The sequence below is a fragment of the Amycolatopsis thermophila genome, assembly GCF_030814215.1.
GTDB classification, from domain to species: Bacteria; Actinomycetota; Actinomycetes; order Mycobacteriales; family Pseudonocardiaceae; genus Amycolatopsis_E; species Amycolatopsis_E thermophila.
Genome location: NZ_JAUSUT010000001.1, coordinates 5,767,218 through 5,792,786, shown reverse-complemented (window position 1 = coordinate 5,792,786; position 25,569 = coordinate 5,767,218). Strand labels below are relative to the sequence as shown.

30 protein-coding genes and 1 pseudogene are annotated in these 25,569 nt (G+C 72.2%); 14 read left to right on the top strand and 17 right to left on the bottom strand.

All coding sequences use genetic code 11. The annotated features are described in order from the left end of the window. The first annotated feature begins 45 nt into the window (after positions 1-45). On the top strand, positions 46-792 hold the full coding sequence (locus FB470_RS28430; protein ID WP_306996477.1) for an SDR family NAD(P)-dependent oxidoreductase: 747 nt from the start codon (positions 46-48) through the stop codon (positions 790-792). 130 nt (positions 793-922) lie between these two features. Here the strand turns inward: FB470_RS28430 and FB470_RS28425 are convergent, their stop codons facing one another. After that, positions 923-2,095: an epoxide hydrolase family protein gene (locus FB470_RS28425; protein WP_306996476.1), complete on the bottom strand. Its 1,173-nt coding sequence runs from the start codon at positions 2,093-2,095 to the stop codon at positions 923-925. Between the two features lie 83 nt (positions 2,096-2,178). On the opposite strand from FB470_RS28425, the gene FB470_RS28420 reads away from it, so the two are divergent. Further along, positions 2,179-2,745 (top strand): CGNR zinc finger domain-containing protein, encoded by a 567-nt coding sequence (locus FB470_RS28420; RefSeq protein ID WP_306996475.1) that lies wholly within the window; start codon positions 2,179-2,181, stop codon positions 2,743-2,745. 27 nt (positions 2,746-2,772) lie between these two features. On the opposite strand, the pseudogene FB470_RS28415 reads toward FB470_RS28420, so the two are convergent. Continuing rightward, positions 2,773-3,312 (bottom strand): annotated as a pseudogene (locus FB470_RS28415) (class I SAM-dependent methyltransferase). A 207-nt stretch (positions 3,313-3,519) separates the two neighbouring features. On the opposite strand from FB470_RS28415, the gene FB470_RS28410 reads away from it, so the two are divergent. Next, positions 3,520-3,855 carry a hypothetical protein gene (locus FB470_RS28410; protein ID WP_306996474.1) on the top strand — a complete coding sequence of 112 codons (336 nt, stop codon included), beginning with the start codon at positions 3,520-3,522 and terminating at the stop codon, positions 3,853-3,855. A 97-nt stretch (positions 3,856-3,952) separates the two neighbouring features. Beyond that, positions 3,953-4,633 (top strand): FadR/GntR family transcriptional regulator, encoded by a 681-nt coding sequence (locus FB470_RS28405; protein ID WP_306996473.1) that lies wholly within the window; start codon positions 3,953-3,955, stop codon positions 4,631-4,633. Here the strand turns inward: FB470_RS28405 and FB470_RS28400 are convergent. From FB470_RS28400 to FB470_RS28380, 5 genes are all read right to left on the bottom strand, one after another. Continuing rightward, positions 4,619-5,845, bottom strand: a complete 1,227-nt coding sequence (locus tag FB470_RS28400) for a cytochrome P450 (RefSeq protein WP_306996472.1) — start codon at positions 5,843-5,845, stop codon at positions 4,619-4,621. The genes FB470_RS28405 and FB470_RS28400 overlap by 15 nt on opposite strands. A gap of 83 nt (positions 5,846-5,928) precedes the next feature. Next, positions 5,929-6,564: a cysteine hydrolase family protein gene (locus FB470_RS28395; RefSeq protein ID WP_306996471.1), complete on the bottom strand. Its 636-nt coding sequence runs from the start codon at positions 6,562-6,564 to the stop codon at positions 5,929-5,931. Between the two features lie 11 nt (positions 6,565-6,575). After that, complete coding sequence (locus FB470_RS28390; protein ID WP_306996470.1) at positions 6,576-7,358, bottom strand: AraC family transcriptional regulator; 783 nt, start codon at positions 7,356-7,358, stop codon at positions 6,576-6,578. Then, positions 7,351-8,115 carry a putative protein N(5)-glutamine methyltransferase gene (locus tag FB470_RS28385; protein WP_306996469.1) on the bottom strand — a complete coding sequence of 255 codons (765 nt, stop codon included), beginning with the start codon at positions 8,113-8,115 and terminating at the stop codon, positions 7,351-7,353. Before FB470_RS28385 ends, FB470_RS28390 begins: the two co-directional genes overlap by 8 nt. 145 nt (positions 8,116-8,260) lie before the next feature. After that, the gene (locus FB470_RS28380; RefSeq protein WP_306996468.1) at positions 8,261-8,617 is read right to left on the bottom strand and encodes a YybH family protein; all 357 of its coding nucleotides are present in this window, start codon (positions 8,615-8,617) and stop codon (positions 8,261-8,263) included. A gap of 88 nt (positions 8,618-8,705) precedes the next feature. Between FB470_RS28380 and FB470_RS28375 the strand changes: the two genes are divergently transcribed. Then, positions 8,706-9,584, top strand: coding sequence for a LysR family transcriptional regulator (locus tag FB470_RS28375; protein WP_306996467.1), 879 nt, complete (start codon positions 8,706-8,708; stop codon positions 9,582-9,584). 28 nt (positions 9,585-9,612) lie between these two features. Next, positions 9,613-10,323, top strand: a complete 711-nt coding sequence (locus FB470_RS28370; protein WP_306996466.1) for a class I SAM-dependent methyltransferase — start codon at positions 9,613-9,615, stop codon at positions 10,321-10,323. A 75-nt stretch (positions 10,324-10,398) separates the two neighbouring features. Here FB470_RS28370 and FB470_RS28365 read toward each other — a convergent pair whose 3' ends face one another. Beyond that, entirely contained in the window at positions 10,399-11,019 is a 621-nt protein-coding gene (locus tag FB470_RS28365; protein WP_306996465.1) for an oxygenase MpaB family protein, read from the bottom strand. A gap of 145 nt (positions 11,020-11,164) precedes the next feature. Then, positions 11,165-12,211, bottom strand: coding sequence for a coiled-coil domain-containing protein (locus FB470_RS28360; RefSeq protein WP_370876706.1), 1,047 nt, complete (start codon positions 12,209-12,211; stop codon positions 11,165-11,167). A gap of 100 nt (positions 12,212-12,311) precedes the next feature. Between FB470_RS28360 and FB470_RS28355 the strand changes: the two genes are divergently transcribed. Together FB470_RS28355 and FB470_RS28350 are read left to right on the top strand one after the other, a co-directional pair. Then, positions 12,312-13,436, top strand: a complete 1,125-nt coding sequence (locus FB470_RS28355; RefSeq protein ID WP_306996463.1) for a tyrosine-type recombinase/integrase — start codon at positions 12,312-12,314, stop codon at positions 13,434-13,436. Positions 13,437-13,497: 61 nt separating this feature from the next. After that, positions 13,498-14,382, top strand: a complete 885-nt coding sequence (locus FB470_RS28350; protein ID WP_306996462.1) for an SMP-30/gluconolactonase/LRE family protein — start codon at positions 13,498-13,500, stop codon at positions 14,380-14,382. 135 nt (positions 14,383-14,517) lie between these two features. Here FB470_RS28350 and FB470_RS28345 read toward each other — a convergent pair whose 3' ends face one another. The 4 genes from FB470_RS28345 to FB470_RS28330 form a co-directional block, all read right to left on the bottom strand. Further along, positions 14,518-14,841, bottom strand: a complete 324-nt coding sequence (locus FB470_RS28345) for a YciI family protein (RefSeq protein ID WP_306996461.1) — start codon at positions 14,839-14,841, stop codon at positions 14,518-14,520. Between the two features lie 39 nt (positions 14,842-14,880). Continuing rightward, entirely contained in the window at positions 14,881-15,501 is a 621-nt protein-coding gene (locus FB470_RS28340) for a dihydrofolate reductase family protein (RefSeq protein ID WP_306996460.1), read from the bottom strand. Between the two features lie 170 nt (positions 15,502-15,671). Continuing rightward, the gene (locus FB470_RS28335; RefSeq protein ID WP_306996459.1) at positions 15,672-16,508 is read right to left on the bottom strand and encodes a patatin-like phospholipase family protein; all 837 of its coding nucleotides are present in this window, start codon (positions 16,506-16,508) and stop codon (positions 15,672-15,674) included. After that, positions 16,505-16,684, bottom strand: a complete 180-nt coding sequence (locus tag FB470_RS28330; protein ID WP_306996458.1) for a hypothetical protein — start codon at positions 16,682-16,684, stop codon at positions 16,505-16,507. Before FB470_RS28330 ends, FB470_RS28335 begins: the two co-directional genes overlap by 4 nt. A gap of 25 nt (positions 16,685-16,709) precedes the next feature. Here FB470_RS28330 and FB470_RS28325 point away from each other — a divergent pair, with 25 nt between their 5' ends. Next, entirely contained in the window at positions 16,710-17,222 is a 513-nt protein-coding gene (locus tag FB470_RS28325) for a CGNR zinc finger domain-containing protein (RefSeq protein ID WP_306996457.1), read from the top strand. Between the two features lie 153 nt (positions 17,223-17,375). On the opposite strand, the gene FB470_RS28320 is transcribed toward FB470_RS28325, so the two are convergent. Further along, entirely contained in the window at positions 17,376-17,768 is a 393-nt protein-coding gene (locus FB470_RS28320; protein WP_306996456.1) for a VOC family protein, read from the bottom strand. Positions 17,769-17,861: 93 nt separating this feature from the next. On the opposite strand from FB470_RS28320, the gene FB470_RS28315 reads away from it, so the two are divergent. From FB470_RS28315 to FB470_RS28300, 4 genes are all read left to right on the top strand, one after another. After that, complete coding sequence (locus FB470_RS28315; protein WP_306996455.1) at positions 17,862-18,722, top strand: sigma-70 family RNA polymerase sigma factor; 861 nt, start codon at positions 17,862-17,864, stop codon at positions 18,720-18,722. Between the two features lie 118 nt (positions 18,723-18,840). Then, complete coding sequence (locus FB470_RS28310; RefSeq protein ID WP_306996454.1) at positions 18,841-20,004, top strand: NAD(P)/FAD-dependent oxidoreductase; 1,164 nt, start codon at positions 18,841-18,843, stop codon at positions 20,002-20,004. Next, a complete protein-coding gene (locus FB470_RS28305; protein ID WP_306996453.1) occupies positions 20,001-20,921 on the top strand; it encodes an RNA polymerase sigma-70 factor in 921 nt (306 codons plus the stop codon). Before FB470_RS28310 ends, FB470_RS28305 begins: the two co-directional genes overlap by 4 nt. 10 nt (positions 20,922-20,931) lie before the next feature. Further along, positions 20,932-21,690, top strand: coding sequence for an SGNH/GDSL hydrolase family protein (locus FB470_RS28300; RefSeq protein WP_306996452.1), 759 nt, complete (start codon positions 20,932-20,934; stop codon positions 21,688-21,690). On the opposite strand, the gene FB470_RS28295 is transcribed toward FB470_RS28300, so the two are convergent. Beyond that, a complete protein-coding gene (locus FB470_RS28295; protein ID WP_306996451.1) occupies positions 21,691-22,257 on the bottom strand; it encodes a TetR/AcrR family transcriptional regulator in 567 nt (188 codons plus the stop codon). Positions 22,258-22,394: 137 nt separating this feature from the next. Between FB470_RS28295 and FB470_RS28290 the strand changes: the two genes are divergently transcribed. After that, positions 22,395-23,738, top strand: coding sequence for an MFS transporter (locus FB470_RS28290; protein WP_306996450.1), 1,344 nt, complete (start codon positions 22,395-22,397; stop codon positions 23,736-23,738). Here FB470_RS28290 and FB470_RS28285 read toward each other — a convergent pair. Both FB470_RS28285 and FB470_RS28280 read right to left on the bottom strand, forming a co-directional pair. Next, positions 23,710-23,934 (bottom strand): hypothetical protein, encoded by a 225-nt coding sequence (locus FB470_RS28285; protein WP_306996449.1) that lies wholly within the window; start codon positions 23,932-23,934, stop codon positions 23,710-23,712. The two genes, FB470_RS28290 and FB470_RS28285, sit on opposite strands and share 29 nt — an antisense overlap. 227 nt (positions 23,935-24,161) lie before the next feature. Beyond that, the gene (locus FB470_RS28280; RefSeq protein ID WP_306996448.1) at positions 24,162-25,547 is read right to left on the bottom strand and encodes an SPFH domain-containing protein; all 1,386 of its coding nucleotides are present in this window, start codon (positions 25,545-25,547) and stop codon (positions 24,162-24,164) included. Positions 25,548-25,569: the final 22 nt, after the last annotated feature.

Here is a 25,569-nt window from a genome sequence, read left to right as displayed (position 1 = left end):
GTCAAGAACGCGGTGCGTGACGCACCCCAGGAGAGTGGGAAGCACATGGGAAAGCTGGACGGCAAGGTAGCGATCGTCACCGGCGGATCGCGCGGCATCGGGGCGGCATCGGCCCTGGCGCTGGCTGAGGAAGGAGCCGACGTCGCGATCAGCTACTCGTCCTCGGCGGAGCGGGCCAAGGCCGTGGTCGCCGACCTGGAGGCACAGGGAGTGCGCGCGGCGGCGTTGCGGGCCGACCAGGCGGACGCGTCGCAGGCGGCCGGCCTGATCCACAGCGTGGTCGAGCAGTTCGGGAAGCTGGACATCCTGGTCAACAACGCGGCCGCGGGCGGTGGCGGTCTCGTCGGCGCCGAGGTGGTCGACCAGGCCGCCATCGAGCGGCAGCTCGCCGTCAACTACACCAGCGTGGTGGCCGCGATCCAGGCGGCGGTGCCGGTGCTGCCCGAGGGCGGGCGGATCGTCAGCATCAGCTCGGGTGTCGCCACCCGGGCGGGCTTCCAGGGGATGGCGTACTACACGGGCACGAAGTCGGCCCTGGAGGGCTTCAGCCGGGGCGCGGCGCGCGATCTGGCGCAGCGGGGCATCACGGTCAACGTCATCCAGCCCGGGTTCATCGACACCGAAGGAAACCCCGCCGACGGCCCGGCCGCAGCCACGTTCCTCCCGACCGCGGCGATGGGGCGGTACGGCAGGCCCGAGGAGATCGCCGCCGGCGTCGTCTTCCTCGCCAGCCCACAAGCCTCCTACGTCACCGGCGCAGTGCTCAGGATCGACGGCGGATACGCCGCATAGACCGGCCGCGCAGCCGACGGCGGGCGGTGATGGACTGGGCCGATGAGCTGCTCTCCCCCGTGGCCCAGCGGCTGAGCCGGGTCTCGTGACTCCCCTGGTGTGTCACCCGAGGCCCGGCACCCAGACGCGTTCACCGATGAGCGGCCAGCACTGCGGCGAGCCCTTCCTGCAGGTCCTTGACGAAATACCCGGGAACCTCCAGCGACGGGAAGTGTCCCCCGCGTTCGGGCGACCTCCATCGGACGATCTGCCGGTACCGCTCCTGCGCCCAGGGGCGCGGGCACTTCTCGACGTCGCGGGGATACATGGTGATCGCCGACGGGACGTCGACCCGGAGGTCGGGGTCCAGCGAGTTGTGGCTTTCGTAGTAGATGCGGGCCGATGATGCGCCGCTCCGCGTCAGCCAGTACAGGGTTACGTCGTCGAGAATGCGGTCCCTGGAAATCGTCTCGAACGGGCTGTCTTCGGTGTCCGACCACTCGGCGAACTTGTCGAGGATCCAGGCGAGAAGCCCGACCGGTGAGTCGACGAGCGAATAGCCGATGGTCTGCGGTCGAGTGGCCTGCTGCTTCGCGTACGCCGCACGGTGGCGCCAGAAATCGCGAGTGTCCTCGGCCCATGTGCGCTCGACCGCCGTCAGCCCGTCCATTGTCAACCCGGGCGGTCCCTCCGCGAACGTCGTGTGGATGCCGAGAACGTGCGCCGGGAACCTGCCGCCGAGAACCGTGGTGATATTGCCGCCCCAGTCGCCGCCGTGGGCCACGAACTCGCGGTAGCCCAGCCTTCCCATCAGTTCCACCCATGCGGCCGCGATCTTTTCGGTTCCCCACCCGGTGGTCGCCGGCTTGTCGCTGTAACCAAAGCCCGGTAGCGAGGGAACCACGACGTGGAACGCCGGCGCGCCGGCATCGTCCGGATCTGCCAGCTCGTCCACGAGATCGACGAACTCGGCAATGCTTCCTGGCCAGCCGTGCGTCAAGATCAGCGGAGTGGCGTCCGCGCGCGCGGACCGGCGGTGCAGGAAGTGGATTCCCAGATCATCGAGGGTCGTGCGGAACTGGCCGATACGGTTGAGCCGCTCTTCGAACGCCCGCCAGTCGTACCCGGTCCGCCAGTAGTCGACGACGTCCACGAGGTCGGCGAGAGGAACACCCTGTTCCCATCGGCGAGGGTCGGGCCCAGCGCGATGGACCGTCTCGACCTCCGGTAGCCGCGCCGCGGCCAGTCGCGCGCGCAGATCGTCGAGGTCGGCCTCGGGTGCGCGGGCTTCACATGCTTGCACGTCGCTGGGTGGGCGGGACATGAGACCTCCTGGCCATCGTAGGAACCGGCTTAGACGGTTCTAGCACGCGCTGACGCCAGCGAGCAACCTGCTAAGGTGGTTCCATGCCGGCCGGGTTCCCTGACTTCCGCCTCGGCAACGTGCTGGCGACGAGCTTCACGGGGACTCTGTCGGAGCGTCACGGCAATGCTGTCGAGCGCATTCCCACGCCCCAGCGACTCGCCGACTGGCTGGCGGTGAACGGTCTTGCCGTGGAGGCCTGCACCACCGCCCAGCTCGAACGCGCTTGGGAATTGCGGGAAGCGATTCACGCCGCCGCGACAGCGGCCGCGCTCCGGCACGCCCTCCCCGCGTCCGCGGTCCGGGTCATCAACGACTGCAGCGCTCAGGGCCGGGCCGCGGCTGTCCTGACCCCCGAGGGTGAGCGCCGATGGCAGCTCAGCTCGGCATCCTGCGTGGAAGATGCCCTCGGCGTCATCGCCGCCGACGCGATCAGCATCATCGCGGGCGAACGAGACGGGAAATTGGCCCTGTGCGCATCACCAACCTGTCAAGCCGCCTTCTTCGACACCAGCCAAAGTCGCACGCGCAAATGGTGTGACATGAACACGTGCGGGAACCGGCAGAAGAAGGCGCGCTTCAATGCCAACCACCGCAAAAAAGGCGGCTAGCGGGAGTTCGCCGAGCCGCCCGTCCCGTCACCGCTCGTCGTTTGATCGAGAGGCGGCCTCCAGGACGAAGAACAGAAAGCACAGAAACGCCGACCTGTCCGCGAGTTCATCCCGGAACAGGTCGCGGGCACCGGGTGCTGGGCGCGGTTCGCTGATGACGGCTGTTCGGAACCCCGCTGCCAGTAGGTCAGCACGGCCCTCTGTCGGGTGGTGGACGGACACGATCAGCCGGCCGCGGGGCCTGAGCACGCGCCGCAACTCGGCCAGTGGCGCGGTCCAGTCCCCCAGGTAGTGCAGTACCAAGGCGGCGACGACATCGTCGAACGCGCCGTCGGGAAACGGCAGCGGGCTGCCCAGATCGGCCACCTGCACAGCCGCGTCGGCGCTGAGCCGCTGCCGAGCCAGCTCCACCATCCTGGCGCTGGAGTCGAAGCCGGTCACGATGGCTCCCCGGTCGCGCAGCACCGCGGACAGGGCCCCCGGAACCGCAGCCGGCGTCGAGAACCTGCCTGCCGGTCACATCCCCGGCCAGTTCAGGATCGCGGGCCGCGCGTAGTAGCCGTTGATGAGGTTGGCCTCGTTTTCGGCCGTGTTCGCCTCGGCAAAGGTGTGGTTGCGGCCTGGTGCCGGGCCGGAAAAGGCTCACCCCGGTGAGCGCCGCCGCGTCCCCTGATCGGTGCGTTCCTGCCACCCGACCCGGTCATCTTCCCGCCCCTCCGGCGACAGCCGTCCCAGCATGGAGATCCACCCACCGCGGCAGGAAGGGACAGCGCGATGGCCTTGAAGCTGCAGAGCCGCTGGCGGCGTCTGCGCCAGTCCCGGCCGCCGGCGTGGCAGGACGACGACGATCTGGACAACCTGGCCTTCGACCCGTCGCGGGACGCGCTCACCGACCGCAGCGCCTGCCCGATCGCCGAGAAGTGCGACGGGTGCGGCGCCGACGACGACGATCTGCGCGTCGTCACCTCGGTGTTCAGCGGGCCGGACGGCTTCGAGGCCGCCTGCGCGACGGTGTGCCCCCGCTGCGCGGGCCGCCCGTTCCTCTTCCTGCTCACCGACTGGGAGCTGCAACGGGCCTTCGACGCGCACAGCACGCATCTCCCCCGCTGACCTCCCGCCCGATGGGGCGCGCCGCCACGGCGCCTGATCGGCCGCACTGTGAGCGCGGCCAGAGTCCTCAGACGTCTGCGGTGCTACGGTTCCCGCCATGACCGAGCTGCGCCGTGGACCGGTGGTGCCCCAGGTGGCGAGCCTGCTGCGGCAGCGTCTGCGGCGCGGCGACTGGTCCACCGGCGACCGGCTCCCCAACGAGGTGCAGCTCGCGGCCGAGTTCGGCGTCGGGCGTTCCTCGGTGCGGGAGGCGGTTCGCCTGCTGGTCCAGGACGGGCTGCTCGACGTCCGGCACGGCGCCGGGACGTTCGTCGCCGCCGCGGAGAACGACACCGGGGACGTGCGCCGGCTGGTGCGACGGGCACGCGTCCTCGAGGTCTACGAGGTCCGCCGGGCGCTGGAGGTCGAGGCCGCCCGCCTCGCGGCGCAGCGCGTCCGGCCCGAGGACGTCGAACGCCTCCGGGCGGGCCTTCAGGAGCGGCAGAACACGAAGGACAGCGACCCGGCGGTGTTCGTCGACGCCGATCTCGCCTTCCACCGCGCCGTCGTGGAGCTGTCCGGCAACGCCCTCCTGCTCAGCCTGTTCACCGCCGCCGAGCCGGTGCTGCGGGAGATCCTGACCGAACTGGTCCGCCACGAGACGGACCTGCCGGACTCCTCCCCCGCCCACGCCGACCTCCTCGAGGCCCTGGAACGCGGCGACGCCGAGGCAGCCGTTGCTGCCACGGTGGCGAACCTGGAACCCGTCCTGCGCGGCATCCGCTCAGCGGTCGGCTGACCACACCACGGGAAGCGCTTTCACGCCCCGGATCACGCCGTAGGTGCGTTGCGGCACGAACCCCGGGGGCAACGTGAAATCCGGGATGGCGGCGAGCAGTTCTTCGCAGATCACCCGCAGCTCCACGCGCGCCACGTGCAGTCCGAGGCAGCGGTGGGCGCCCGCGCCCCAGCCCAGGTGCGGCTTGCGCGGCCGGCCCAGCCGGAACTCGTCGCCGTCGGGGAAGTAGCGCTCGTCGCGGTTGCCCGAGCCCCAGGTCAGCAGCATCCGGTCACCTGGCCGCAACGGCACGCCGGCCAGTTCGGTCTCCGCGACCACGGTACGGCCGGTCGCCGCGACCGCCGACTCGTGCCGCACGCTCTCCTCGACCAGCTGCGGGATCAGGCCGGGGTCGGCCACGACACGAGCGCGCAGCGCCGGGTCCTGGGCCAGCTCGAGCAGGATGCTGGCCAGCTGGTCGGTGGTCGTCAGATTCCCCGCGGCCACGAGCAGGAACGCGAACTTGAGCAGTTCGTAGTCGCCGGCGAGCTTGCCGCCGATCTCGCTGTTGACGACCGAGGTCAGCACGTCGTCGCCGTCCTTGCCGCGGCGGGACCGGATCTGGGCGAGCAGGAACTCGGTGTACTCCTGGCCGACGGCGGCGGCCTCCTGCTCGCTGCCGGCGCCGGCCAGCCGGTGCACCAGCGACGCCAGCACCGGCCGCTCCGGTTCCGGGATGCCCATCAGCGAGGCGATCACCAGTGGCGGGATCCGCGCGCACAACGCCGGCACCAGATCGGCCTCGCCGAGCGGGGCGAGCTCGGCCACGACTTCCCGGGCGACGCGGCGCACGTAGTCGGTGTGCGTCGCCGCGGCGCGTGGGGTGAAGAACGGCTGGAGATGCCGCCGCCAGGCGGCGTGCTCGGCCAGGTCCTGTTCGAACAGTGGCGCGATCACGGCGCCGGTCTCGGGCGCCACGACCACCGCTCCGACTTCCGCGGCCGAGGAGAAGACCTCCCCGTGCTCGGCGACGTGCTTGAGGTCGTCGAACCGGGTCACCACGAACATGCCGCCGTGTGCTTCGCTGTGCGCGACCGGGCATTCCCGCCGGAACTCGCCCAGCACCTCGTGCACGGTTCCCGCCACCGCCGGGTCGAGGTGATCGAAGGTGCGGGCCCGTTCGCGCACCGGGTCGGTGCGGTCGTGCCCGGAAAGTTCACTGGCCTGGCTCACGGCACTCCTCATCCGGCAGCTGGTACGCGGTCCTAAGAAGCCACAGCTGGTCTGGTCGACACAAGGCAAAACCTCCGTCCGGCCTAGTGTGCCGTCCCGCCGCGGCACGCGGTGACACCGGCCAAGCCGGACAGCACCTCCGCCTCCGGGAGGCAGGCGATGCCCAGGCCGGCCAGTTCGCGGTCGGCGGCGTCGGCCCAGCCGGAGATCGCGTCGCGCACCGCCACGGTGCGGAAGTCGAGTTCGGTGGCCTCGATCAGGGTCGAGCGCGGACAGTTCGGGTAGTTGGCGCCGGTCACGACGACCGTCGTGACCGGCGCCAGGTGCTCGGCCAGGGGCGTGCGGAAGAACGCGCTCCACCGCGGCTTGTACATCGCGTACTCCCCCGGCCGGAACTCCTGGACCTCGCCCGCCAGCAGGGTCTCGTGATCGAGTACGCCACCGAGACCGTCGGCGAGCTGGGAGCCCGCCGAACCCGGCGCGGCCATGGTGCTGCCCGCGGCGATCGTGGCGCGCCGGCACCGCTCGGCGTTGCTGCCGTCCGGCCGGTACAGGCGCACGGCGTGCACGACCGGCCGCCCGGCGTCGAGGAAGGCGCGCGTCAGGCGCCGCACGGCGGGCAGCACCGCACGTGTTCCGGGGATGTCGAGGAAATCCTGCTGCAGGTCGATCGTCAGCAGGGCGCTGCGGGAGAACTCGGGGCGGGTGTACTCGTCCATGACCGGTGACGCTAGGAGTCGCACCGCCGCCCGCCTTGTACGTCGTTGCGCGCGAAGCTGCCCGGGGTCCCGCCGAAGGTGCGGCGGAAATGCCGGTGCAGGTGCGACTGGTCGTGGAAACCGCTTTCCGCGGCGGCGCGGGCGACGGTGTGGCCGGCGGTGAGCAACTGCTGCGCGTGCCGCAGCCGCAGTTGCCGCAGATAACCGTGCGGGGTCAGGCCGGTCTCCCGGCGGAAGGCCCGCAGGAGCTGGAAGCGGGGCATCCCGGCGAACTCCGCGAGCTCCTCGAGGCTCGGGGTGTGGTGGAGATCGGCGTGCAGGGCGCGCCGCACGCGCCGCACGACGGCGGGCGCGTCGGCCTCGTCCGGAGCGGTGCTCGAATACCGGGCCAGGACGAGGGAAAACGCTTCCTCGAGGGTGTCCAGCGCCGGATCGCGGTGCAGGCCGGTGAGCCGGGCGGTGAGGTCGGGATCGTGCGGCGTGGGCGTGGTGAAGCGCGGCCGGTGCCCGGCCAGTTCGGCCAGAAGCTCCGGTGGGACGTAGAAGACGCGGTAGTCCCAGCCTTCGGCGACCGCCGGTCGTCCCGCGTGGACGGTGTCGGCGTCGAGGAGCAAGAGGCTGCCCGCGGGCGCGTGTTCGGTGACGCCGCGGTACCGCACCGCCTCGACGCCGCGTTCGACGACCGCGATGGCGTACTCGCTGTGGGTGTGTGGCACGAAGTGGTGGCCGCGGAAGGACGCGGTGACCAGCCGGATGTTCTCCGGCCCGTAGCGGTGTTCGACCCGGTCAGTCACGGCGGGCGACGATCGCCGTGGCGTCCAGGTCGGCGGAGGTGACCACCTGTGCCGCGAGTCCGGCCGCGGTCGCCGCCCCGGCGAGCACCGGTGCTTGCCGTTCACTCGTCTCGACGAACAGGTGGCCGCCCGGCGCGAGCCAGTCCGGTGCACCGGCGACCACGCGGCGTAGGATGTCGAGCCCGTCGGAGCCCCCGTCGAGGGCCAGTTGCGGCTCGTGCAGCCGAGCCTCGGGTGGCATGAGCGCGACGGCCTCCGTCGGCACGTACGGTGCGTTCGCCACCAGCAGGTCCACGCGCCCGCGCAACCGTGCGGGCAGCGCGTCGTAGAGGTCGCCTTCGTGGACCTGCCCACGGGTGATGTTGCGCCGGGCGCACCGCACGGCGGCGGGATCGAGATCGGCGGCGTGCAGCTCGGCGAGGTCGAGCTCGGCGGCCAGGGCGGCGCCCGCCGCACCCGAACCGCAGCACAGGTCCACGGCGACCGGGTGCGCCGGGGCGAACCGCACCGCCTGCTCGACCAGCAGCTCGGTGCGGCGGCGCGGCACGAACACCCCCGGCTCCACGTGGATGCGCAGGTCCCGGAACTCCGCCCAGCCGAGGAGGTGTTCCAGCGGCTCACCGGCGACCCGCCGGGCCGTGAGCACCTCCAGCTCGGCCGGCGTGCGGGCGGCTTCGAGCAGGAGACGGGCTTCGTCCTCGGCGAACACACAGCCGGCCGCGCGCAGACGGCCGACGAGAACGGAATCGAGCGACATGGGAGCGCCTTTCGGGAGAACGGGCGCTCGCGGCTCACCGGTCGTGGTGGCCGCCGGAAGGGAGCACCCGGGTTGCGGTTGCGGAAACGGGTCTCACCTCCTCGGTCGTCGTGACGATCACCGTACCGCGCGGGGCGGGCCCGGCTCACCGGGGACGGTGGATCTCCGGACGGTCGATGATCCGCAGCCAGGTCCCGTCCGGCTGCCGTTTCACGACCTGGACGCGTCCGCCGGTGTCGTCGGCGGGCCGTGTCGAGGTCAGGGCGAGATCGCCGTAGTACACCGTCGGCATCGGGTCCTCGACCTGGAACTCGCCGCCCTGCTCGACCAGCCGTTCGAGCACCGTGCGGATGGCCTCGCGCCCGACCGTCTGCGAACCGGGCGGGAACGCCAGCACCGCGTCCTCGGCGTAGAGCTCCGACATCGCCTTCGCGTCCCGCGCGTTGGCGCGCTCGACGAACATCACGGCCAGGTCCTCGGGTGTGGTGGCCTTCTCGATCATGGTTGTGCTCCTTTCGTCTCCCCCAGCGTGTCCTGGCCACGGCCAGAAGTCCAAGAGCTGGTGAATCTAGGAGTTAGAATCGACTGTTATGGAACTGCGCCAGCTGGAGTACTTCGTGATGGTCGCCGAGGAGGGCAACTTCACGCGCGCCGCGGAGCGGGTGCACGTGGCTCAGCCGGGCGTGTCCGCCCAGATCAGGCGGCTGGAACGGGAGCTGGGCCACGAGCTGCTCGACCGGTCCGGGCGCGCCGTGCGGCCCACCGAGGTCGGCGAGGCGGTCCTGCCCTACGCCCGGGCGGCCCTGGCCGCGGTCGCCGGGGCGCGCCTGGTCGCCGACGAGTTCCGCGGGCTGGTGCGCGGCCGGGTCGCGCTCGGCATGGTGACCTCGCACAACTTCGACGTGCCGGGCCTGCTCGCCGACTTCCACGACGAGTACCCCGGTGTGGAGATCACGCTCGTCGAGGACCGGTCCGAGCAGCTGACCGACGGCATCCGCACCGGGCGGCTGGACGCGGCGATCGTCAGCATGGCCACCGACGAGCGACCGTCCGGGTTGGACGTCGCGGTCCTCACCGACCAGGCGATCTTCGCGGCTGTGGGCCGCGACGACGCCTGGGCCGCACGCGCGGACGTGCCGCTGGAGGAGTTGCGGTCCCGCCCCCTGATCAGCCTGCCCGCCGGCACCGGGTTGCGGGCGCGGCTCGACGAGGCGTTCGCCGCCAAGGGGCTCACCGCGCGGATCGGGTTCGAGGCCGCGCACCCGACGGTGCTGGCCGACCTCGCCGCGCGCGGGCTCGGGGTCGCGATCCTGCCGGAGTCGGTCGCCACGGCGCGTCCCGACCTGCACCCGCTGCCCATCACCGATCCGCCGCTGCGGGGCTGCCTGGCTCTCGCGTGGCGGGCGGCGGGACCGGTGAGCCCGGCGGCGCGCGTGTTCCTCGACCGCGCCCGCGCCGCGCTGGGGTGACCGGCCCGGTACTGGCTACGGTGGGCTCATGCCCGATGACCGGATCGCCGGCTGGCGGCCGTCCGACAGCGACCTCTTCACCACCTACGGCGACGCGTTCGTGCCCCGGCGGCGTGAGCAGATCGAGACGGTGGCCGATCTGCTGGACGATCTGGCCGAGCCGCACGTGCTCGACCTGTGCTGCGGTGAGGGTCTGCTGGCCGAGGAGTACCTGCGCCGTCATGCCGCCGGGCGCGTGACCCTGCTCGACGGCTCCCCCGAGATGCTGGACAAGGCCGCGCAGCGGCTGGCGCGCTTCGGCACCCGGTGGGAGCACGTGCGGGCCGATGTCCACGACCGCGTTTGGCGGTGCGGGGCGTACGGCGGTGTGATGACCTCGCTCGCCGTGCACCACCTCGACGGGCCCGGCAAACGCGATCTGTACCGCGACCTGTACGCCATGCTCGTGCCCGGCGGGGTGTTCGTCATGGCCGACCTGGTCGAACCCGTCGGCGCGCGGGCCCGCGACATCGCGGCGGCGCACTGGGACCGCGCCGTGCTGGAGGCGGGCGGCGCGGAGGCCGCTCGCGCGTTCGCGCAGGCGCAGTGGAACTACTACCGCCTGCCCGGCCCCGACCCGGTCGACACCCCCTCCTCGGTCGCCGAGAACCTGACCTGGCTGAGCGAGGCCGGCTTCGCCGGCGTCGACCTCGTCTGGCTGCACGCCGGCCACGCGATCTTCACCGCCACCCGGCCCTGACCCCGGGGCTGCCCGGCCACCGTCGCGGCCCGTGGGCGTGTTCGGGGCCCGGAACTCACCAAGCGGACCCGCAAGTCAGGCGGTCCGCGGCGCCTTCCCGGCGGCGAATTCCACTACCGGCTCGTGGTGGTGCACCGGATACGGCTGCGGCGCGGTGCCCGACCCGATCAACGTCGCGTACTGTTCGCGCGGCGTCTGCTTGCCGAAATGGCGGTAGGCCTCCGCCGGGAACCAGATCACGTCCCGCTCCGGCGGGACGCCCAGCGGCACCGGCGCCACGACCGGAACCGCACGCGGCGCGACGACGCCCATCCGCACCCCACGGGTGATGACCAGACGCAGCCACGCGGGAATCCGCTTCGGTACCAGGTACTGCGACGCGTCGAGCAGGAAGTCCATCATGTCCTGCGCGACCTCGGAGCCGACCAGCTTCGGCCGGTAGCGTTCGAAGTACTCACGCACCCCCGCGCGGTTCCGCGGCACGGCGTCCGGGTCGATCGTCTGGAAATGCGCGGCCGCCGCCCAGGCCCGCCAGCTTGCCGGGGCCGAACACCTCGTAGGGGTAGCGGATCGAATGCCACGGCGGCCGGTGACCGGCTCCGGACCCGTGGCCCGGGAGTGGATCTTCACGAGCAGCTCGGCCGCGTCGAGCACGGCTTTCGCCTCGCCGGACAAGACGGTCGCGAAGTACTGCATGGTGCGGTCGTAGCGCAACGCGGGCCGCTGCTCGACCTGCCCGGTCTGATCGACCGACGCGACCAGGCTCAGCCTTCCCGGTACGCGTTCACCTGCAAACCGAAGGCCGCGGGTCGCCGGGCAACGCCTCCAGGCACGCCACCCCCTACTCCGCCGTGGCCGTCTCCGCTGCGGAGCTCTCGGACGCAGGCGCTTCGCTCTCCGGGGGTGTGGCGTCGGACGTGGGGCGCGTCGCCAGGAAATGCTCGAGGCGCTCGCGGATCTGGGCCAGTTCGGCACGGGTCGTCGCGGCGGTCGACTCCGCCGCATCGGCGCGTGCCTGCGCGACCTGACGCGCGGCCTGCTCCTCCGCCAGTCGGCGATGGGCCTCGTCCCGCTCGGAGCGGCTCCGCTCGGCCGCCTCGCGGGCCACGGCGATCTCCCGGCGGGCGTGCTCGGCCGCCCGCTCGGCAGAGGTGAGCTGCGCCTGCGCGGCAGCGAGCCGTTCGGCCAGCACCGCCAGCTCGGTGGCGCTTTCCCGGAGCTGGGCGCGGAGGCCATCCAGCTCGTGCCGCAATCCCTCGCGGTCCTCTTGCACCCGGTCCAGCTGTGACTGTGTCGCCCGCAAGGTCCCCGCCATCTCGTCCCGCGACCGCTCCGCCGCGGCGCGGGCCGACTCTGCCGCGCCCTTCGCGCGCTCGTGCTCGGCCACCGTCGCCCACGCCTCACGCTGCACCCGGTCCGACTCGGCGACCGCTTTCGCGGCCGCCTTCTCCGCCGCCGCGCGCGCCGACTGATCCTCGCGCGCCGCCACCAGCGCCCGGTCCCGCTCGCGCGCGGCCTGCTCCGCCCGCCGGCCGGCTTCCTCGGCCTCCGCCCGCGCCGCACGGGCGTCCTCTTCGGCCTGCCGCACCTGCGCCAGCGCACCCTCCTCCGCCTCCGCCAGCCGCGACCGCATCCCCGCCAGCGCCTCCAGCAGCGGCGCCACCACCGGATCCAGCGCCTCGGTCACCCGCCGCAACTCCGCCAGGGGCTCCACGGTCGCCGCCGTCTGCAGCGCGCGCCGGGCCCGGGACGCGGCGTCCGCGTGCGCCTTCGAGCAGTACGACGACGGCCGCCCGCCCTTGCGTCGCCCGTTCTCGTCCACCGCCGGCGCGGGCAGCGGGTTCTCACAGCCGTCCAGGGCGCAGATTCCGCCCTCCACCAGGTCCATCGTCACCCGTCTAGTTTCGCGTACGCGTAAGCTAAATCGGTTGAACGACACGCGAAACTGCTCAACAACCCCGTGATCTTGCTCGGTGATAATGCCAGTTATGACCGACCCTGCCCCGCTGGTGCCGATCACGAACGCCCTGACCCTCCCCGGAGGCTCGCCGGCGACCCTCCGGGAGACGCTTGCGGCCGCGGTCGACCTGCTGCCCGCACTGCCCCCGGCCGACCCCCGGGATCGGTACGCGATTCGTCACGTGACGGTGCTGTGGCTGGAGACGGACAAGACCGAGCACACCCGCCGCGCCTACTACGCGGACCTCGCCGCCTGGCTGTCGTGGTGCGACCGCACCGGGCTCGATCCCCTGCAGGCCCGCCGCGCGGACGTCGACGCCTGGAAGAACGGCCTCACCGTCACCGGACGGGACGGCACGGTCCGGCCCGCCTCACCGTCGACCGTCGGCCGCACCCTGGCCGGCGTCTCGAGCTGGTACCGGTACCTGCAATCCAACGACCTGACCGAGCGCAACCCGGTCGCCGCCGTCAACCGCCCGAAAACCGGCAAGCGCCCGCCGCTGCCGGCGCTCGACCGGGATTCCGCCGCGGCCCTGCTCAACCACGTCGAGGACCGCGCGCGCCGCAACGACACCGAGGCCTCCTGGCGGGACGCGGCCGTGGTGGCGCTGCTGTTCTACACCGGTGTGCGCGTCTCGGCCGTCACCACGGCCGAGGTCGGGGACCTCGACAGCGACGCCGGGCACACGATCCTGCGCTACACCGGCAAAGGCGGTCACCGCGACTTCGTGCCCCTCGTCCCGGCCGCCCTGCACCCCCTGCGGCGCTACCTCGAACTGCGCGCCGCGCGCACGGGGGTCACGCTCGACCAGCTGCGCGGGCCGCTCCTCGCGACCACCCCGCACCCGCACGACCCGGCCAAGCCCGGCGGGAAAGCGCTCTCCCAGCGCCACGTCTGGCACCTGCTGCGCACCCAGGCCGAGGCGGCGGGACTGGAGGCGGCGAGCACGATCAGCCCGCACACCGCCCGGCGCACCACCGGCACCCTGCTGCTCGCCCACGACGTGCCGGTGCAGAAGGTGCAGGACCTGCTGGGCCACGCCGACATCCGCACCACCCGCGACCACTACGACGCGCACCGGCACAAGCTGGAGACCTCGCCGGTCCACACACTCGCGCAACTGCTCGCCGACGCCCGCCACCGGCGATCTTGACACCGACCGGAGGGCGTGGCTGACTGTCCACACCGCACAGCGACCCCACGGGAGAACCACAGTGACACAGGCGCTTCTGGACGGCTTTTCCTACCTCGAGTGCCCGCGCTGGCACGAGGGGCGCATCTGGTTCGCCGACTTCTACACCCACCGGGTGTTCTCCGCGACCGAGGACGGCAGCGACCTGCGCGTGGAGGCCGAGGTCCCGCAGCAGCCCTCCGGGCTCGGCTGGCTGCCCGACGGCCGCCTGCTGATCGTGTCGATGCGCGACGCGCGCCTGCTGCGCCGCGAGCCCGACGGCACGCTCGTCACCCACGCCGACCTCTCGGCCCAGGTCACCGGGCACCTCAACGACATGGTCGTCGACGCCCAGGGCCGCGCCTACGTCGGCAACTTCGGGTTCGACCTGATGAACCAGGCGCCGGTCGCGCCCGCGGCCCTGCTGCGCGTCGATCCCGACGGCACGGTCACCACGGTCGCCGAGGACATGTGGTTCCCCAACGGCAGCGTCATCACCGACGACGGCGTGCTGATGGTCGACGAGACCTTCGCCAACCGCGTCACCGCCTTCGACATCGCCCCCGACGGCTCGCTGCGGAACCGCCGCACGTGGGCGAAGTTCGGTGACATGCCCACCGAACGGGACTTCGGGAAGGCGCTGCCGCAGATCGTCGTCGCCCCGGACGGCTGCTGCCTGGACGCCGAGGGCGCGATGTGGATCGCCGACGGGATCGGCGGACGGCTGCTCCGCGTCCGGGAGGGTGGTGAGATCGTCGACGAGATCAACCCGGGCACCGGCGTGTTCGCCTGCATGCTCGGCGGCGTCGACGGCCGCACCCTGTTCGCCTGCGCGGCGCCGGACTTCTTCGAGCACACCCGCAAGGACACCCGCGAGGCCGCCCTGCTCGCCTTCCGCGTCGACGTGCCGCGCGCCGGCCGCCCGTGACCCGGACCTAGTACGTGGCCACGGAGTCGTTCGAAGGGACGCTGCGGGGCCGGGCCGGCGCGTTCAAAACACATCTGGTTCGGCTACGAGCTGAGCTGAGCGGCCCCACGGCGGTCGGCCCGGTCAGGGAGGCGGTCACAGGAACGGCCGCACCTCGAGCTTCCGATCGCAGACCTTCGACGCCTCGGTGGCGAGCGTGAGCGCCACATCGAGATCGGGCACCTCCCACACCCAGACCCCGGCGAGGTACTCCTTCGACTCCACGAACGGCCCGTCGCTGATCACCGGCTGCTCGCCCCGGTTGTCGACGACCGTGGCGGTGTCGGTGTCCGCGAGTCCGCCCGCGAACACCCAGTAGCCCTCGGCCATCAGTCGTTCGTTGAACGCGCTGATGGCGGGCCGCCTGTCGGTGCTGCCCGGGTTGCTCTTGTCGTCGATCACGGAAACCAGGTACCGCATCGGGATCCTCTCCTGTGGTGTCAACACGGTTCGGGGACTTCACGCCGTGGCGTACCGCGGACGCCCGGCCGGCCGGTAGACCTGGATCGTCACGCCCTTCGAGTCGGCGCGCGACCGGACCAGGTCGAGCGCGAGGTCGGGGCCGGTCTCCGGGAACAACCGCGCGCCCTGGCCGAGAACCACCGGGACCACGATCAGGGTCATCTCGTCGACCAGATCGTTCTCGAGCAGCCACCGGGTCAGGGCGCCACTGCCGTGGACCTGCAGCTCACCCCCCGACTTGGCCTTCAGCTCCCGGACGGCGGCCGCGAGGTCTCCGGGCAGGACGGTGGTGCCCGCCCACGCCGGATCGGTGAGGGTGGTCGATGCCACGTACTTGGGCCGCGTGTTCAACGCCTGCCACACGGGTTCCCAGCCCGGGGCATCGCCGACCGCCTGGGACCCCCACGATCCGGCGAACAGCTCGTAGGTGCGCCTGCCGAACAGGAAGGCGTCGGCACGCTGGTAGGTCTGCTTGATGAACGCCTGTGTCTCGGCGTCGCCCTTGCCCAGGGCCCATCCGCCGCGCTCGAACCCGTTCCTGCGGTCCTCGTCCGACGCGCCGCCGTTTCCCTGCATCACACCGTCGATGGTGACCTGAGTCGTGGTCGTCAGCTTCATGATCGCGGTTCCCTCGTCCTTCGGGGCACCCCTCGTGGGCGGCCTCTCACCCCTGCTACGAACACCGCGACCCCGATCCGACACCGCCGCCCGGATTTCTTCAAAAAATCCAGGACACCGATCCGACGGCACGACAGCCCACCGGCGCCGGCCGCACGCCGGAGCGTCCCCTAGCCCCAGAGCGTGGAAACCTCGGCGGCGGCGCGTTTGCCCTGCTCGAACCCGGCCTGGGCCGCTGGGCCGCGGACTTCCGGGTCGAGCGGGTTGGGGCCGATGGCGTCGAGGGCGGCGGTGTCCGGCTTGACCACCTGGACGCGGGCGCCGCCGGCGCGCAGGCGCTCCACCTGGCCGGCGAGGGCGTCGTCGCCGGGCATCTCCATGACCTGCAGCACCAGCACGCGGTCGGAACCGGCGGCCAGGTCGGCGTTGTCCATCGAACGCACTCCGCCGTCGATGTAGTGGCGGTCGCCGATGGTCACCGGCGGCCAGGTGCCCGGCACCGCGCAGCTGGCCGCGACCGCCTGCACCAGCGGCACCCCGGAGTCCGCGGTGAAGATCACCTCGTCGCCGGTCTCCGCTTCCACCGCGACGATCTGCAGCTCCCGCGCCGGCCACTCCTGCACCGGCAGGCGCGCCTCGATCACCTTCAGCCGGTCGCTCTCGGACACCGTCTCCGCGGCCAGGGCGAACTCGCCGATCCGACGCCGCGCGTCACGGGCGTCGGTCGCCCCGCTCATCGCCTCGGCGAACATCGCCACCATCGCCTCGGTGTCGATGTTCGCGGTGATCTCCGGCGTCCGCAGCGCCGGATCCACCTGACGGCGGAACAGTTCCGCCAGTGGGACCCCCGTGGTGACCTGCGCGGCCACCGTCGACCCGGCGGAGGTGCCGATGAACCGGTCGGCCGCCAGAACGTCCACACCGGACTCGGACAAACCGTGCAACAAACCGGTTTCCCACGCGATTCCGGCCACACCACCACCGCCGAGCACGAGCGCACGCGTCATGACGCGATCTTAGGCCCCCGCGTGGCCCCGGCGAGCGCGCCGTTGACGATCAGCAGCCACGTCCCGCACACGCACCGCCGGTAGTCGAGCCGGCCCGCGGCGACCGGATGGCTCGACCCGCCGTGGAGGAGATCGGACAGGGGCCACTGGCACCGGGGGCACCGATCGTCGTTCATGGCCCCAGCGTGATGTAATGACTTTGTGCATTTCAACCCTTACGGCGGGCCGGCCGCCCAGGTCGCCGCGGGACTGGTCAACATGCCCGGCGCATCCGCCGCCGACCTGCTGCGGATGATGCGCGACGCGGGCATGTCGCTGACCCGGCTCACCGACGCCGACGCGGCCGAAGCGCGCGCGTGGGGCCGGCGGCTGCGCCCGGTGTTCGCCGAGCCCGATCCGGACCGGCGGATCGACCTGGTTAACGACCTGCTGGCGGAGACCGCGTGCCGCCCGTTCATCTCCCGCCACGACGGCCTGCCCGCGCACCTGCACTACGCCGCCGAGGACGCCGCGCTGCCGCCGCGGATCCGGGCCTTCACCGCGGGCGGTCTGGCGCACCTGCTGTGCGAGGACGGCGGACGGCTGGGGACCTGCGGTCGCGACGGCTGCGACGTCGTCTTCGTCGACACCTCGCGCAACGGCCGCCGCCGGTTCTGCTCCACCCGCTGCGCGACGCGGGTGCACGTCGCCGAGCACCGCGCCCGCGCCTCCTGACGCCGCGAGCCGCTACCGCGTGCGGCGCCTGACCGGCTCCCCGGGCTGCACCTTCTTCGCACTGTCGATCGCCGGCACGTGCTCGCGCGGGCGGTGGCGGCCAGTCCCAGCTCCCGTTCGGTGGCGGCGTGCGCCACGGGGACCCCCTGGAATCTAGGACGCGTAGGTGGTGACCTTCCACAGGTAGCCGTCCGGGTCGCTGAAGTAGCCGAAGTAGCCGCCCCACTGCGCGGGGGCCGCCTCCTTGACCACGCTGCCACCGGCCGCGACCGCGTTGCGCATCAGCTCGTCCACGGCCTCCCGTGAGCCGGGGTCGATGTGGAACGAGGCACCGCGGAAACCCGACCCCTCCGGGGAGACGCCGGCGTCCTGCGCCGCGGCCTCCCATTCGTACAGGGCCAGCTGCTGGGACCCCTCGCCCAGCTTCAACGACACGAAATGCGGGGTGTCCCGCTCGATCTCGCAGCCCAGGCCCTCGGCGTAGAACTTCTTGGCGCGGCCCAGGTCCTGGACACCGAGCATGATGGCGCTCACCTGAATCGACACGGCTGTCTCCTGGTGGTTGCGGTTCTGCTGGTCACATCGGCGCCACGGCGCCGGTCAACGGGTATGACAGGCCGGGACGGAGGAACGTGACAGATGGCTGAGCAGGACTGGCTGAGCGAGCGGTTCACCGAGCACCAGGACCGCCTGCGCGCGGTGGCCCACCGGATGCTCGGCTCGCGCGCCGAGGCCGAGGACGCGGTGCAGGAGGCGTGGCTGCGGGTCAGCCGCGCCGACACCGATCGGGTGGAGAACCCGGCCGGGTGGCTGACCACGGTCGTGGCCCGGGTCTGCCTGAACATGCTCGAGGCGCGCCGGTCCCGCCGCGAGGACCCGGCCGGGGCACTGCCGCCCGAGCCGCGGGAGGAGCGTGCGGGCGTCCGGCCGGCCGGGCCCGAGGACGAGGTGCTGCTGGCCGATTCGGTGGGTGTCGCCCTGATGGTCGTGCTGGACACGCTGACCCCGGCCGAGCGGCTCGCGTTCGTCCTGCACGACGTCTTCGCCGTGTCGTTCGGCGAGATCGGCGAGATCATCGACCGGTCGCCGGCCGCGGCGCGGCAGCTGGCCAGCCGGGCGCGGCGCCGGGTGCAGGGGGCGGCCGAGACCTCCGCCGCCGCGCGGTCGCCGAAGCGGGAGATCGTGGCCGCCTTCCTCACCGCCTGCCGGGGCGGGGACTTCGAGGCCCTGGTCGAACTGCTCGACCCGGATGCGGTGGCGGGCGAGATCCGCGGCGGCCGGGCGGTGGCGGCGTTCTTCTCCGGCCGCGCGCAGGCCGCCCGGCTCGCCCTGGTCGACGGCGTCCCGGCGGCCGTGTGGACACACCGCGGCCAGGCGAAGGCGGTCTTCAGGTTCACCGTCACCGACGGGAAGATCAGCCGCATCACCGTCGACGGCGACGCCGGCCGCATCCGCGACCTCGACATCGTCTTCCTCCGCGAGATGAGGGCCGGCGCGTGACCGGCGTCGACCCGGAGTTCCCGCCACCTGTGCTGTGACGTGGCTCATATCGGGTCACGTCCGCGGTCGCAGCTTCCATCTGGTGGTCGTCCCCATCCGAGCGAGGAAGGCGAAGACGATGACCACCCACCGAATCCTGATCCTGGGCGCCGGATATGCGGGCATGGCGGCGGCGATCCAGCTCGCCGCCCGGCGCCGCGAGGGCGTCGAGGTGACCGTGGTGAACGCGCGGGAGCGGTTCACCGAACGGCTGCGCCTGCCGATGACGGCCACCGGGCAGCAGCTCGCCGACCTGCGCATCCCGGACCTGCTGGACGGCACCGGCGCGCGGTTCGTACCGGGCTGGGTGACCGCGGTGGATCTCGGCGCCTCGACCGTGCGGATCGACGACGAGCGCGTCCTGCCCTACGACACCCTCGTCTACGCACTGGGCGGTGTGGCCGACACGACCGTGCCCGGCGCTGCGGACCACGCCCACACGCTCGACAGCGCCGAGGACGCCGAGCTGCTGGCCGGCCGGCTGACCCGGCTCGGCGGCGGCACGGTCGTGGTCGCCGGCACCGGGCCGACCGGCATCGAGGCGGCCGCCGAGATCGCCGAACAGCACCCGGAACTCGACGTCGTGCTGCTCGGCCGCGGCGAACCCGGCGCGGCGATGAACCGCAAGGCCAAGGCCTACCTCGATGCGGCCCTGCACCGCCTGGGCGTCGAAGTCCGCAGCGGCACCGAGGTGGTGAAGGTGCTGCCGGACGCGGTCGAACTCGCCGGTGGCGGGACCGTCCCCGCCGACGTGGTCCTGTGGGCCGCCGGCACCCGCGCCGCACCGCTGGCGGCCGCCGCCGGCCTGACCGTCGACGACCGCGGCCGTATCGTCACCGACGCCGCGCTGCGGTCGGTGTCGCACCCCGACGTCTACGCCGTCGGCGACGCCGCCGCGATCGGCCAGCGCTACGGCGTCCTGCACGGCACCTGCCAGAGCGGGATGCCGACCGGGGTGCACGCGGCGCTGTCGATCCTGCGCGCACTGGACGGCAAGGAGCCCAAGCCGTTCCGCTTCGGCTACTACCACACCCCGGTGAGCCTGGGCCGCCACGACGCGGTGGTGCAGTTCACCCACCCCGACGACAGTCCGCGTCGGATTCACCTCACCGGCCGGTTCGCGGTGCGGTACAAGGAAACCGTGACCGCCTCGCCCTGGCCGACCTACGGCCGCATGAAGAAGATGCCCGCCTCGGGCGCGTTCTGGCCGCGCGGTGGCCGCTTCACGCGGGGCGCCAGGTGACCCAGCGCGATCAGGAGGTGTTCCAGCAGTACCGCGATCTGCTGTTCGCGGTGGCCTACCGCGTCCTCGGCACCGCGGCCGACGCCGAGGACGCGGTCCAGGACGCCTGGATCAAGTGGTCGGCCGCCGACCGGTCGCAGGTCGCCGACCCCAAGTCCTACCTGGCGCGGATCGTGTCCAACCTGGCACTGGAACGGCTGCGCTCCACGCGGCACAAGCGGGAGACCTACGTGGGCCCGTGGCTGCCGGAGCCGATCCTCACCAGCGGCGACACCGCCGACACCGTCACCGGCGCGGAGTCGGTGTCCATGGCGATGCTGGTGGTGCTGGAGACGTTGAGCCCGCTGGAGCGCGCGGTGTTCGTGCTCAACGAGGTCTTCGCCTTCAGCCACGCCGAGATCGCCGAGGCGGTGGACCGCTCCGAAGCCGCGGTGCGGCAGGCCGCCCACCGCGCCCGCGAGCACGTGCGGGCCCGCCGGCCGCGCTTCACCACCGACCGCGCCCGGCAGCGGGCGGTCACCGAGCGGTTCTTCGCCGCCGCGACCGGCGGCGACGTCAACGCCCTGCTGGACCTGCTGTCCCCGGACGTGACACTGTGGACCGACGGCGGCGGCAAGGTGCGCCAGGCCCTGCGCCCGGTCGTGGGCGCCGCCACGGTGGCCTCGTGGTTCGCGGCCCTCGGCACCGTCACCTACCAGGGCGTCGAGCCGGCCGACGTGGTCGCCGAACTCGCCGAGATCAACGGCGGGCCGGGCGTGGTGTTCCGCGGCCCCGGCCGCGTCATCGCCACGGTCACCTTCGACTTCGACGCCGACGGCCGCATCAGCACCATCCACAACGTGGCCAATCCGGACAAACTGCGTGCCATTGCCGGCGGCACGGTGCACGGCGTCGGCCCGGTCCGGCCCGGCGCCTAGAGTGCTGAGCATGTGCAAGCGTTTCGTGGCCCTCGGCGACTCCTTCACCGAAGGCGTCGGTGACGACGACCCGGCGCGCCCGAACGGCGTGCGGGGCTGGGCCGACCGGGTGGCCGAGCAACTCGCCGCCGCCGACCCCGGGTTCCGCTACGCCAACCTCGCCATCCGCGGACGGCTGCTCGACCAGGTGCTCGCCGAGCAGCTGGAACCGGCGCTGGCGCTGGAACCGGACCTGGTGTCGATCTACGCCGGCGGCAACGACCTGCTGCGCCCCAAGGCCGACATCGACGCGCTGGCTGCCCGGTTCGAGAACGCCGTGGAACGGCTCGCCAGCACCGGCGCCACGGTCCTGCTGTTCACCGGCGTCGACGGTGTGGAGGACCCGGTGTTCCGCAAACTGCGCGGCCGCACCGCGATCTACAACGAGCACACCCGCGTGATCGCTCAGCGGCACGGGGCCCGCGTGGTGGACATGTGGGCGATGCGCCAGCTGCGTGACCGGCGACTGTGGTCGGCCGACCGCCTGCACCTCAACGCACTCGGCCACACCGAGGTCGCGATCGCCGTGCTCGACCTCCTCGGCCGCCCGCACAAGCTCTCCCCCGCCGCGCTCGGTCCGCGGGAGCTGGTCCACCCGCGCCGGCAGCGCGCCGAGAACCTGAAGTGGGGACGCGAGCACGTCCTGCCCTGGATCGGCCGCCGCCTGCGCGGCGAGTCCTCCGGCGACGCGCTCGCCCCGAAACGGCCTTCGCTGCGACCGGTCGGGTGATCAGCGGGCCCGCAGCCCGTCGAACACGATCCCCAGCGTGCGGGCACGCAGCGCCGCGTCCTCGCCGAGGTATTCGGCGGCGCGGGCCGCGCCGACCATGAGCGCGATCAGCTCGGTCACCCCGACGTCCTCGCGCACCGCACCGGTGAGCTGGGCCCGCGACAGCAGAGCCCCCACCGCCTCCCGCACCTGGGCGCCGATCTCCGGCCCGAGGCGCGGCACGTCGGCACCGGCGGCGGCCAGGGCGTCGGTGTAGGCGTTCTTGGCCGCCGACATCTCCGCCCACCGGCCCAGGAACACGAAGAACGCGCTCTCCGGGTCCTCGGCCGCGGCGAAGGACTGCGCCTCCTCGACGAACCGGCGCATCCGTTCCGCCAGCACCGCCTCCAGCAGCGCCGCCTTGGTCGGGAAGTGCCGGAACACGGTCCCGATGCCCACACCCGCCTCCCGCGCGACCTCCTCGGTCGGCGCGCCGGTGCCCCGCGCGGCGAACACCGTCTCGGCGGCGTCCAGCACGCGCGCCCGGTTGCGCCGGGCGTCGGCGCGCAGCGGCTTCGGTTCCGTCATGCGGCGAATCGTAGATCTCGGTGGGGTCACGGCGGGATGTGGTCACGGGCGGGAAATGACGATCCAGGCCTGGACATCGTCACACGTGTGAGGGATGGTCTTCGTCAAGTGAGGCCGGTCACAGGAGGCACGACGACATGGTTCTCGGACGCAACGAAGCGGACTCGGTTCTTCAGGCTCAGAGCAGTCAGCAGAGCACCCAGGTGCGGCGCGCGGCCGTCGCCAGCGCCATCGGCACCACGATCGAGTGGTACGACTTCTTCCTCTACAACACGGCCGCGGCACTGATCTTCCCGCACCTGTTCTTCCCCGCCTCCTCCAGTTACGCGGGGGCGATGCAGTCCTTCGCCACCTACGCGGTGGGGTTCGCCGCCCGGCCCGTCGGCGCGGCGATCTTCGGGTACTGGGGCGACCGGATCGGCCGCAAGACGACCCTCATCGTCACGCTGCTGATGATGGGCATCGCCTCCGGCCTGGTCGGCTTCCTGCCCGGTGCGGCGACCATCGGGATCGCGGCCCCGCTGATCCTGGTGGCACTGCGGCTCATCCAGGGCATCGCGATCGGCGGCGAGTGGAGCGGGTCGGTGCTGCTCGCCATGGAATGGGGTGACCAGCGCAAACGCGGCCTGCTCGGCAGTTTCGCCCAGATCGGCGTGCCGGTCGGCCTGGTGCTCGGCACCGGCGGCATGACCCTGCTGTCGGCGGTCCTGTCGGACGCCTCGTTCACCTCGTGGGGCTGGCGCGTGCCGTTCATGGCCAGCCTGGTGCTGGTCGGGATCGGCCTGGTGATGCGGCTGCGGATCCTGGAGACCCCGATGTTCGCCAAGGTCGTGGCGCAGAAGCGGACCTCCCGCAGCCCCGTGACGGACGCGGTCAAGCACCACTGGCGCGAGATCCTGCTCTCGGCCGGGCTGCGGTTCTCCGAGCAGATGCCGTTCTACCTCTACACCAGCTACGTCCTGGTCTACGTGGTCGCCCAGCACCACTACTCGAAGACGTTCGTGCTCAACGCGGTGCTGCTCGGCGCAGCGCTCGAGCTGGCCCTGATCCCGTGGTTCTCGCAGCTGTCGGACCGGCTGGGCCGCAAACGGGTCTACCTGACCGGGGCGGTGCTGACCGGGGCGCTGGCGTTCCCGTACTTCGCGGTCCTGAAGAGCGGCGGCATGGTCATCATCTTCATCGCGATCGTGGTGTCGTTGATCCCGCACGCCATGCAGTACGGGCCGCAGGCCGCGCTGATCGGCGAAAGCTTCCCCACGCACCTGCGCTACGGCGGGGCGGGCCTGGGCTACCAGCTGGCGTCGGTGTTCGCCGGCGGGCCCGCACCACTGCTGGCGACGTGGCTGCTGCACGTGACGGGCACCCCGTACTCGATCTCGGCGTACGTGGTGCTGGCGTCGGCGGTCACGATCGTCTGCGTGGTGCTGCTGAAGGACCGGTCCCGCGCCGACATCACGGACGACGCGGTGTACCTCCGCTGAGCCGGCGGAACTGGTACCAGCCGATCGCGGCGAGCACCGCCAGGGCGACCCCGTACGGCAGCCAGTTCGACGTGGTGCCGAGCGCGCCGGCCGCACCCGGCAGCAGGATCGCCAGTGCCAGCACCGTGGCGAGGATCGAGCCCCACCGCAGGCGGCGGCGCTGCGCGGTGACGGCCGGATCGCGCTGTTCGCTCATTGGTCCAGGGTGGCATCCGCGCCGCGGCCGCGCCGCCGGGCCCCGGAACGAGCGCCGGCGTGACCCCCTGCGCCGGCTGCATCTCAAGCGCCTCCGCCGAGGTGCGAGGTCACTTCACCCCCGAGCGCCTGTCGCCCTTCGACACCGCTCGCCTCACGGGAAGCCGGCCACCCACCCGACAACGATGGGGGCCGCACCGATCCGGTGCGGCCCCCATCGGAAAGCGCCTACTGCTGCGGCGGCGCGGGCGGCGGCTGCTGCGGGTACTGACCCCGCGGCGGGTTGGTGTAGTGCTGGCCCGGGTTGCGCGTCGGCAGCTGGCCCTGCTGCCCGCCGGCCGTCGGCGGGAACTGCTGCGTCGGCGCCGTCGGCGGGATCGCCGGCGGCTCGGGCTGGACCGGCGGCACGGGCGGCTCCGCGGCCGGGGTCTCCTGCGCCTCCTCCGCGACCGGGCTGCCGCGCAGCGCACTGGTCGCCGGCGGCGTCGGCGGCTGCGGCGTGTGCGCCATCGGCCCCGGCACCTCCTTGCGGGCCACCGCCTCGGCCTCGCGCACCGCCTCGGCGATGCGCGGGTCGGTGGAGGTGTCGAACCAGCTGGCCACCTCGTCGTCGTCCAGGGTGGGCGGCTCGGCGCCGTCGGTGTGCGCCGGCTCGTACCGGAACACGCCGTCGTCGTCCTGCTTGGCGAACGCGCGGGCGAACTGCTGCAGCGCGTTGCCGTAGTCGCTGGGCACCAGCCACACCTTGTTCGCGTCGCCCTGCGCCATCTGCGGCAGGGTCTGCAGGTACTGGTAGGCCAGCACCTCCGGCGTCGGCTTGCCGGCCTTGACCGCGGCGAACACCTTCTCGATCGCCTTGGCCTGCCCCTGCGCCTGCAGGTAGCGGGCCGCGCGCTCACCCTGCGCCCGCAGGATGCGCGACTGCCGCTCCGCCTCGGCCGCCATGATGGTGGCCTGCTTGGCGCCCTCCGCGGCCAGGATCTGCGACTGCTTCTGGCCCTCGGCCGTCTTGATCTGCGCTTCCCGCTGACCTTCGGCGTTGAGGATCATCGCGCGCTTCTCCCGGTCGGCGCGCATCTGCTTCTCCATCGAGTCCTGGATGGACGGCGGCGGGTCGATCGCCTTGAGCTCGACCCGCGCCACGCGGATGCCCCACCGGCCGGTGGCGTCGTCGAGCACGCCGCGCAGCTGGTTGTTGATCTGGTCGCGGGAGGTCAGCGCCTGCTCCAGCGTCATGCCACCGACCACGTTGCGCAGGGTCGTGGTGGTCAGCTGCTCGACACCGACGATGTAGTTGGAGATCTCGTACACCGCCGCCCGCGCATCGGTGACCTGGAAGTAGACGACGGTGTCGATCGACACCGTCAGGTTGTCCTCGGTGATCACCGGCTGCGGCGGGAACGACACGACCTGCTCGCGCAGGTCGATGCGGGCCCGCACCTTGTCCAGGAACGGCACCAGGAAGTTCAGGCCGGGCGAGGCGACCGACTTGAATCTGCCCAGCCGCTCGATCACCGCGGCCTGGGCCTGCGGGACCACCATGATCGCCTTCGCGATCGTCACGATCACGAACAGGGCGATGACCGCGACAACAATGATCGCTGCGGTTCCCAAGATCGATCTCCTCGTATTGAGG